General features: G+C 70.5%; 6 protein-coding genes. 5 read left to right on the forward strand and 1 reads right to left on the reverse strand.

Annotation, left to right across the window (positions count from 1 at the left end; genetic code table 11):
- Positions 1-30: 30 nt before the first annotated feature.
- Positions 31-1,245, forward strand: a complete 1,215-nt coding sequence (locus tag ACXC9Q_RS13350; protein ID WP_457056799.1) for an ROK family protein — start codon at positions 31-33, stop codon at positions 1,243-1,245.
- On the opposite strand, the gene nagZ is transcribed toward ACXC9Q_RS13350, so the two are convergent.
- Positions 1,226-2,746, reverse strand: a complete 1,521-nt coding sequence (nagZ, locus tag ACXC9Q_RS13355; protein WP_457056800.1) for a beta-N-acetylhexosaminidase — start codon at positions 2,744-2,746, stop codon at positions 1,226-1,228. The genes ACXC9Q_RS13350 and nagZ overlap by 20 nt on opposite strands.
- Before the next feature lie 230 nt (positions 2,747-2,976).
- Here nagZ and ACXC9Q_RS13360 point away from each other — a divergent pair, with 230 nt between their 5' ends.
- From ACXC9Q_RS13360 to ACXC9Q_RS13375, 4 genes are all read left to right on the forward strand, one after another.
- Positions 2,977-7,311, forward strand: coding sequence for a glycoside hydrolase family 38 N-terminal domain-containing protein (locus ACXC9Q_RS13360; protein ID WP_457056801.1), 4,335 nt, complete (start codon positions 2,977-2,979; stop codon positions 7,309-7,311).
- The gene (locus ACXC9Q_RS13365) at positions 7,308-7,943 is read left to right on the forward strand and encodes a DUF7158 domain-containing protein (RefSeq protein WP_457056802.1); all 636 of its coding nucleotides are present in this window, start codon (positions 7,308-7,310) and stop codon (positions 7,941-7,943) included. Before ACXC9Q_RS13360 ends, ACXC9Q_RS13365 begins: the two co-directional genes overlap by 4 nt.
- Before the next feature lie 10 nt (positions 7,944-7,953).
- A complete protein-coding gene (locus ACXC9Q_RS13370; protein WP_457056803.1) occupies positions 7,954-8,883 on the forward strand; it encodes an ROK family protein in 930 nt (309 codons plus the stop codon).
- Positions 8,884-9,368: 485 nt separating this feature from the next.
- On the forward strand, positions 9,369-9,905 hold the full coding sequence (locus ACXC9Q_RS13375) for a hypothetical protein (protein ID WP_457056804.1): 537 nt from the start codon (positions 9,369-9,371) through the stop codon (positions 9,903-9,905).
- Positions 9,906-9,996 lie beyond the last annotated feature (91 nt).

A 9,996-nucleotide genomic window follows, 5' to 3' on the forward strand; every position in this document is an offset into this window, starting at 1 on the left:
TTCACGATCAGGTCAAGGGGCTTCTTTTTCATGGCGAAACCACCGGCTACACCGCCCACGGCCACGCCGCCGATGCTGCGCCGGGTGAACGCGGGGAAGGTGCTCGGCGTGCTGACCCGCGCCCGGGTGATGACCGGGACCGGCCTGATCGAGGCGACCGGTCTGACCCGGGCGACCGTGCACGCGGTCTGCAACGACCTGATCTCGATGGGCTGGGTGGTCGAGCACGATCCGGGCCGCAACGACGCCTCCGTGGGCCGGCCGTCGCGACGGTTCGAGTTCAACAGCCGCGCGGGCTTCGTGCTCGGCATCGACATCGGCGCGGCCAGGACCACGGTCCTGGTCAGCGATCTCCGCGGCGAGACGATCGCCAAGGCCGGGCGGTCGGTGGCCGGAGTGCAGCGCCCCGGTGAGCGGACCGAGATCGTGCACGAGACGGTCGTCGAGGCGCTCGCCGCCGCGGAGATCGCCAATGACCAGGTGCTTGCGGCCGGTGTCGGAGTCGCGGCGCCGGTCGACCGGGACGGGAACATCCTGGTCGACGACGAGTTCTGGCGGCGCTTCGACGCAGGATTGGCCAAGCGGCTGACCGACCTGCACGGCTGGCCGGTCCTGCTGGAGAACGACGCCAACCTGGCCGCGCTCGGCGAGCACTGGCTCGGCGTCGCGCGGAATGTCGGCGATCTCGCCGTACTGCTGGCCGGTGAGCGGTTCGGATCCGGGCTGATGGACTCGGGCCGGCTCTTGCACGGCAGTCGCGGCGGGGCCGGCGAGATGGTCTACCTCAAGCTCGTCGAGGGCGTCGGCGACACCCACGGCATCGCCAGGATGGCCCGCGAACAGGGCGCCGCGGCGGTCGCCGACCCGGCCGTCGGGACCGCTCTGCGCGAGCTCGCCGGTGACCGGCCGGTCACCGCGGAGCTGGTGTTCGCCGCCGCCGAGGCCGGCGATGCGGTTGCCCTAGGCATCCTTCAGCACGTGGCCGGACGGACCGCCCGGGTGGTGGCGACGCTCGGCATCCTGTTCAATCCCGAGCTGGTCGTCCTCGGCGGTGCGGTCGCCGAGGCGGCCCAGGCGCTCCTCCCGGACATCGAGAAGCACCTGGCCGGTTTCACCAGTACGCCGCCGCGCGTCGCCGTCTCGTCGCTCGGCGAGGCGATCGTCTCGGTCGGCGCGGTCCGCCACGCCCTCAACTACGTCGAGCACCAGGCGCTGGACCTGCAGCTCAGCTGCCGTCCCGAGTGAGCGCCTTCGCGACCGCCTCGAGCACGATCACGTTGCGACCCGACGTGGTGGCCGTGGGAACACCGCCCGGAACCAGTGCCCGGTCCTCGGGAATGCCAGTGCAGAGCACGAAGGTGTCGCCGTCACGGCCCTGCAACAAGTGCGTGAGTGCCTCGCGCATCCACGGCGTACGCACGGCGTCCTGCACGGCGATCACCAACGGCCGGCCGGCGGCTGCCTTCGCCGCCTCCGCGATCGCGTTGCCGGCCGGTGAATGGGTGTCCGTCAGGCGATGCTCGCCGCGCAGGACCACGCCGTCCGAGCCCGGCGCGACCCGGGTGAAGATCTCCAGAAGCCCACTGAAATAAGGGTTCCAGGCCGGGTGCAGGCCTTGGGTCAGATCGATGACGTACGTCGACGCGCCCAGGGCGGGGAACGTCTGGCCGGCCACGACGCGGGCGGCGACCTCGCGGATCGGTGCACCGTCGAGACCGGGCTGACGGGTGCGCCGGGCGAGCGTGGCGGCGAGGGCGCGGACCCGGGTGGCGGCGTCGGCGACCCGCTCGGCGGCTAGCGTACCGTTGCTGACGGCATCGACCACGCGAGCGGTCAGCACCTGCGGATCGGCGGATCCGACCGCGATCATGGCGAGGTCGGCCCCGGCCCCGATCGAGGCGACCGCGGCGTCCTCGATCGAACGGGTCCTGGTGATCGCCTGCATCTCCAGGGCGTCCGTGGTGATCACGCCGGTGAAGCCGAGCTCCTCGCGCAGCAGCCCGGTCAGCAGGCGATGCGAGAGGGTGGCCGGCTGATCGTCGTACGCCGAGACCACGATGTGAGCGCTCATCACCACGTCGGCGCCGGCGGCGATCGTCGCCCGGAACGGTGCGAGCTCGACCGCCGAGACCTCCGCGACCGAGCGGTCGACCCGGGGCAGGCCGACGTGGGAGTCGACGGCGACGTCGCCGTGGCCCGGGAAGTGCTTCGGGCAGGCGGCGATCCCGGCCTCGTGCACGCCCTCGACGAACGCGACGCCGTGGCGGGAGACGAGTTCGGCGGTGGCGCCGAACGACCGGGTCGAGATCACCGGGTTCGCCGGGTTGCTGTTCACGTCGACCGACGGCGCGAGCATCAGGTCGATGCCGAGACTCGCGAGCGTCGCGGCCGCGTCCCGGGCCGACGCCCGGGTCAGGTCGACGTCGTCCAGATCGCCGAGCAGCCGCGGCGAGGCCAGCGGCCACCGGTTCGCCGGTGCGAGGTGGCTGAACTCGCCACCCTCGTGGTCGATCGCGATGATCAGATCGGGCCGCTCGGCCCGCAGCGACGCGGTCAGCGCGGTGACCTGGTCGGCGTCGACGACGTTGCGGGTGAACAGGATGACCCCGCCGAGTCCGCCGGCGACGGCGCGGCGTAGCTCGTCGGTCGCGGTCGTCCCGGGGAGACCGACGATCAGGGCACCGGCGGCATCACGATCCACCGACTGGGGCGGCGGGGCGGGGAAGGTCTTGGACTGTTCACTCATCCCCCTACCCTCTCCCGGCGCGCGGTCCGGGCGCCACCCCATCACCCAGAGCTAATGTCCAGCAGCTGACAACGGGAGTCAGGGCGATCGTTGTCAGGCGTTGTCAAGGCGTTTCCCGGGCGTATTCCTGCGGGTTTGCGGGGATTCCTGAAATTGTCCCCTCGCTGTCCGGGCCGACTACGGATAACGTTGTCTCTCGACCTTGACCGCTCTCGACGGAGCCCGACATCGTGACCGTACTGATCACCCACGTCTCCTCGCCCGAGTTGTTCGCCGGTAGCGACGACGATCCGCGCCAGTTGCTGCGGGTCGAGCTGACGCGTGCTCGTGGCGACGGCACCCTGTCGGTGCGGGTGAGCGGCGACGGCCTCTCCGGTGCGGCGGACCTGCCGCCGGGCGACGGGCCGGTCCGGGTCGAGGTGCCGCTCGAGATCGACGGGCTGCTGCGCTCGTCGTACGGCACGAGTGTCCCGGCGACCGTGATCGTGTCGGCCGAGGGGCGTGACGTCGCGTCGGACAGCGGCACGGTGGTGATCGCGGAACCGGGCTGGACGATGGTGATGGTCTCGCACTTCCACTACGACCCGGTCTGGTGGAACACGCAGGCGGCGTACACGACCAGCTGGGACCTGCAGGGCCCCGACGGCACCACGCGACCGGTCTACACGCACAACGCGTTCAGCCTGGTCGACGCGCATCTCAAGCTGGCGCTGCGCGATCCGGCGTACTGCTTCGTGCTGGCCGAGCTCGACTACCTCAAGCCGTACTTCGACACCTTCCCGGAGAACCGCGCGGTCCTGCGCCGGCTGATCGCGGAGGGCCGGGTCGAGATCATCGGCGGCACCTACAACGAGCCGAACACGAACCTGACCGGCGCCGAGACCACCATCCGCAACATCGTGTACGGCGTCGGCTACCAGCGCGACATCCTCGGCGGCGACCCCCAGAACGCGTGGCAGCTGGACGTGTTCGGGCACGACCCGCAGTTCCCCGGCTACCTCGCCAAGGCTGGGCTGACCGGCTCGGCGTGGGCTCGCGGACCGTTCCACCAGTGGGGACCGCTGCGGCAGGCCTGGAGTGAGCCGAAGGCGGGCACGGCCGCGGTGATGCAGTTCCACAGTGAGTTCGAGTGGATCAGCCCGAGTGGGGACGGAGTACTGACGCACTACATGCCGGACCACTACGGCCCAGGCTGGGAGCTGCAGAACGCGCCGAGTGTCGAGGCCGCGGGTGACACGGCATACCAGCTCTTCGCGACACTGAAGACGGTCGCGGCGACGCGCAACACGCTGCTGCCGGTCGGCGGTGACTACACCCCGCCGAACAACTGGATCACCGCGCTGCACCACGACTGGAACGCGCGCGACGCGTGGCCGAAGTTCGTCTGCGGTACGACGAAGCACTTCATGGACCGGGTCCGCGCCGAGCTGGCCGCCGAAGGCCGCCGGCCGTCGCCGCAGTCGCGGGACATGAACCCGATCTACACCGGCAAGGACGTGTCGTACATCGACACCAAGCAGGCCCAGCGCGCGGCCGAGGTCGCGGCGGTCGACGCGGAGAAGCTCGGCACGTACGCCGACTTGCTCGGGTTCGGCCGGTTCGCGGAAGCCTCGCTGGACAAGGTGTGGCGGCAGCTCGCGTACGGCGCTCACCACGACGCGATCACCGGGTCGGAGTCGGACCAGGTCTACATCGACCTGGTCACCGGGTGGCGTGAGGCGCATGACTTGTCGGATGCCGCGCGTACCGCGTCGTTGTCGGCTTTCGCGGCGCGGATCGACACGGCTGCCTTCGGATCGGCTGCCTTCGGGTCGTCTGATGTCGGGTCGTCTGCCTTCGGGTCGTCGGCCGTGGTCGTCACGAACACACTGTCGTTCACGCGGACCGATCTGCCTCGCGTTGCGGTGCCGGGTGAGGGGCCGTGGCGGATCGTCGATGCCGACGGGGCCGAGGTGCCGTCGGTGGTCGAGGGCGACAAGCTGACCTTCCTCGCGCGGGACGTGCCGTCGCTGGGGTGGCGGAGCTACGGCCTGGTCGCTGGTACGGCGGCCGCGGTCTGGGGACCCGGCTCGGGCGAGACGGTGGAGAACTCCTACTTCAGCGTGACTGTGGATCCGTCGCGGGGCGGCGGGGTCAGCTCGATCGTGGAGAAGGCTTCGGGGCGCGAGGTCCTCAAGGGGCTCGGCAACGAACTGCGAGTGTACGAGGAGTACCCGGATCATCCGCGCTTCGGCGAGGGCCCGTGGCATCTGATCCCGTCGGGTCCGGTCGTCGGGTCGGGTGCGGCGCCGGCGAAGGTGTTCACGCAGGTGGGGCCGCTCGGCAGCCGGGTGATCAGCCGCGGCGAGGTCGACGGGATCTCCTACGAGGCGGTCGTCACGCTGTACGACGGTTTGGACCGGGTCGAGTTCACCACGCGGATCCTGGACCACGCGCAGTCGGACCGCCTGGTCCGCGTGAAGTTCCCCGCCGACGTACCAGGCGCGCTGCCGCTGAGCGAGGTAGCCGGCGCAGTCGTCGGCCGCGGCTTCGGCCTGATCGACGTCGACAGCGCCGCCGCGCCCTGGACCCTGGACAACCCTGCCAATACCTGGTTCGGCCTCGGCACCACCGCGCGGGTGGACCTGCTGGATGCCGACGGCAACCACGTAGGCACCCGCCCCCTCGCGATCGCCGAGATCGTGGTCCCCGACGACTCCGAGCCCGCCGACGTTCGCGACCTGGTCGGCGCCCTGGCCCGAGTAGGCGTAACCGCCACCACGTCGTTGGCCGGTGGCTCTCGCTACGGCCACCTCAAGGTCGACTCCAACCTCCCCGACCTCCGCATCCTGATCGGCACAGCAGCTTCACTACTGCAGGACGCTGAGGAAGAACAGCCAACCACCACCACTTCCGCCGCCGCAGGCGGCGCTGTGTTTGTTCCGCCGCGGACTGCGTTGGCGGATGTCTGGCAGCCGAATGCGGATGTGCGGGATGTGCGGGCTATTCCGGCCGTGGTGCTGCCCACGGCGGAGGCTGTTGCGGCTGCTGTCGTGGAGTTGGGACAGGCCCGGATCAGCGCGACCGTGGTTGGTGAGGGCGTCGTCGAGGAGTTCGAGGATCGGACCGTCGCACTGCTCACCTACGGTCTGCCGGGATTCGCGGTCGACGCGACCGGCGCTCTGCACGCATCACTGCTGCGGTCGTGCACCGGCTGGCCGTCGGGGATCTGGATCGACCCGCCACGGCGTACGGCGCCGGACGGGTCGGCGTTCCAGTTGCAGCACTGGACGCACGAGTTCCGGTACGCGTTGACCAGTGGTGACGGCGACTGGCGCAAGCAGCAACTGCCGAGCCGCGGCCAGGAGTTCTCCTCGCCATTGCTAGCGGCAACCACCACCGCACACGACGGGACCCTGCCACCCACGCACAGCCTGCTGCAGGTCACGCCCGAGCGAGACGTGCTGGTTTCCACCGTGAAGCCGGCCGGCAATGCCATCGCCCGCGGGTCGGGTGTCCCGGCCGACCCGCGGGACGGTGTCACCGTACGGTTGATCGAAGCAACAGGTCTGGGTTCGACGGCAACGATCTCCTCGGCACTACCGATCACCGCCGCCCACCACGCCGACCTGCTGGAGAACCGCGGCGCCCCGATCGACGTTGCCGATGGCAACCTCACGATCGACCTGCCCGGCTCCGCCGTCGACACCTTCGTCCTCGGCCTCGACCACACCGAGCCCGCCAACCCCGCCGTACTCGGTCAACCGGCCGAGCTGGCCCAGCCGTCGTACGCGCGCTACTGGCTGCACAACCGTGGACCCGCCCAGCTGGGCTTCCTCCCGGTCAGCCTGTCCGTCTCCCCCACGGTCGCGCGGACCGCCGGCAAGCGGATCGAGCTCTCGATGGTGATCGCCAACCAGTACGCCGACAGCCCGGCCGCAGGATTGTTGACAATCCAGCTCCCGGATGGTTGGACAACAGATCAATCCGATCGTCAACTGCACCTCGAGCCCGGCGGCTACGTCCGCCACCTCGCGAACGTCACCCCACCGGAGAACTGCGCACCAGGCCAGTACTTCGTCGCCGCCCGGGTACTCACCCAGACCGACGACCTCGCCGGCGGCGCAGGTGTGACAGCAGTCGAGGACGTCGTCACGGTCTTCGTCGGCGAGAGCCCGGAGCTCACTGCCACCCTCGGCTTCGGCATGCCGCCGTCCGAGGCGCCGGATCACGGCTCTGGTGCACCCGACAACGAGCCCGGCCGCCCCACCGGCCTCACTGTGGCGCCATCCACCCAGGACATCCGGCTGACACCCGGTACGTCGGAGACGCTGGACTTGGTCTTCACCAACAACACGTCCGCCGAGATCCGCGCCGAGCTCCAGCTGGCATCGCCGTACGGGACCTGGTCCTGGTTGCCTGACCCCGTCCGCCCGGTCGTCGTACCTCCGAAGTCGTCCGTCACCGTCGCCGTGCCGATCCACGCACCCGCCGACGCGACGCCGGCGCACGCATGGGTCTTGCCGAAGGTGATGTGGTTCGGCCGCGCGCAGTACGCACCCACCGTCCGCCTGGAGATCCGATGACGGCGGCTCTGACCATGGGCCACGGTCATGGGCACAGGCACGCGCCGGTGGCGCCGCCGGAGGTGATGGCGTACCTCAACGGGGAACCTGTGCTCCGCGAGCTGCTCGACGATCGGCTCGCGGTCCTGCGTGCGGGTGACGCCGCCTGCGTGCTCCCCCGGCCCGACAGTCGTGAAGGCCGCCAGCTCACCCGGTGGGTCGCGCAGGTCGTGCTCACCGAGCAACTGTGCCTCGACGAGCTCCGCCGCCGCGCGGACGCCGTTCCTGCGACTCCTTTCGCGCCGGCCGGCGAGCCGGATCCGATCGACGTGTCGACCGCGATCGCCGTCGGGTCCATCACGGCAGCGGCGCTGGCTGGTTCTGAGGCGGTACGTCGGGTCGCTGCCCTGGTGACCGCGGACGTCCGGATCCCGGCGGAGCAGTTGGCGTACGCGGCCGACGTCCTCGGGCAGGAGCCGCCGGCCGATCCTGCCGTACCGGTGGCGGACTGGCATCGCGAGCTTCTGCAGAGCGCCCGGCTGGAAGCGTTCGCCCGCTGGCTGAACGCTGCCATGCACGACCGAGTCCAGCTGGTCCACGGGCTCGAGCACCCGGGCGACAGCAGCCAACCTGACAACCTGCACCGGCACTGACTGGGGGACCATGAGCGACGAGGCAGAGATGAATCAGGGCACGGTCCTCGGGATCGACATCGGCGGCACGAAAATGGCCGCCGCTCTGGTGTCCGCGGACGGCACGATCCGCACCGGCGACCGGATCCTCACGCCGCCCGGCGGTGCGGACAAGGTGTTCGCCGCGCTCGCCGAGCTGATCGAACGCGTCCGGGGCGACGCCACTCCGCTGGCGGTCGGGATCGGTTCGGCCGGACCGCTGGACCAGGAGCACGGGCTGGTCTCGCCGGTGAACATCACCGGCTGGCGGAACTTCCCTCTGGTCGAGCGGGTACGGGCGTTGGCCGGCGACGTACCGGTGACGCTGGGAGTGGACGGGCACTGCTTCGCGCTCGGCGAGTACTGGACCGGGGCCGGGCGGGACGTCGACACGCTGCTCGGCATCGTGGTGTCGACCGGGGTCGGCGGTGGGCTGGTCGTTGACGGCAAGCCGCTGATCGGGCAGTCCGGCAACGCCGCGCACATCGGTCACATGGTGGTCGACCAGGACGGCGAGGCGTGTGCGTGCGGGTCGTACGGGTGCGTCGAGGCGTACGCGAGCGGGCCCCGGATGGTTGCCCGGGCGAAGCGCCGCGGCTGGCGGGCGGACGAGGACGTGGACGCCGCCGTACTGGCCGCCGACGCCGCCTCCGGCGATGAGCTGGCGCTGGCGATCTTCGACGACGGCGCCCAGGCACTGGCCGCCGGCATCGTCGCCACCGCGGTCACGGTCGACCTCACCACAGTCGTCATCGGCGGCGGTGTGGCGAAGGCCGGCCCAGTCCTCTTCGACCCGGTCCAAGCCTGGGTGAAGCGCCTGGCCCAGCTCCCCTTCGTCGCCGACCTGACCGTAGAACCCGCCCAACTAGCCAACGCCGGCCTCCTGGGCGCCGCCCACCAAGCCTGGTCCACCCTCCCCTAGCCCCGCGCCACTCCACCGCCCCGGCCCCACTCCACCGCCCCCCGCCCCGGCACCACCAGCCGCTCCGGCCGACCCTCACCCCCCACGCCGCCCCCTCCACCCCCCGCCTATCCCCCTCACCTCGGCCGCCCCGACCCGCGAGCCGGGGTTCTCAGACTTGGCACACAGTGTTTGCGCTCGGAAAAGGTTGTCTCGCGCACCTTTGCGCAATTCTTACCCAATCACCCGAATCCGTGTAACGACGACCCCGTTCCACGCGATGCAACGGATGGATGGGGTGGGGGCACGTCATCCACGGTCGGTCAAGGGGGGCCTTGGATCGGCCGGAAGCGGTTGGTAGAGGGGGGCCTGACCAACCGAACGCGTGAGCGACGGGCGAGGAAACTCGCCCGCCGCCCTCGCAGCACCACCGAGTACAGCAGAAGAGGCACCACCGTCCGCCAGCGTTGTCCGGGGCAACGCTCGACCAGAGAGACTCGGTCCCGATGGACGTCGCGGTACTCCCCCTCTTCGCGCTCTTCTTCACCGCTCTGGTCGTCACGACAACGTCGAAGTACGACGTCCTGCGCGACTCGATCCGGCGACCCCGGGTGTTCCAGCTCGCCGCCGTCGGCGCCGCCGCGATCATCGTCCCGGTCGACCTGTACGCGCTCGGGTACGACGCGACCGGCCCAGCCGGCGCGTCGCTCCAGGACGTCGCCGCCCGCCTGCTGCTGCTGAACGTTGCCGCCGCCTGCGGTCTCGCCTCGCTGCACGGCGCCCTGCGGGTACCGAGTGACGACGGGCACGGGATGCGGATGGGTGTGCTCGGGTGGAGCGGCCCGTTGATCGCGCTGGTCGTGGTCACAGCGGTGGTAGCACTCGGATCCGGTGGGAACGGATCCAGTCCGGACAGCGTCGGATCCACGGCCGGCAGTGCCGGGGCGGCGCTGGCGATCTACTCCTTGCTCGTCTGCGTGATCAGTGCCTCATCACTGTTCCGCCGACGGGTGCGGAGTGCGATCGATCCTCAGGAGGGATGAGGATCGTCGCGGGTTCTGCACCGTGGACGGTGGGCGGTGGTTGCGGGAGGGCCTCCACCGCCACAACCCCGTCCACGGTGCAGAACAGGTC

The sequence above is a fragment of the Kribbella sp. CWNU-51 genome, assembly GCF_054073265.1.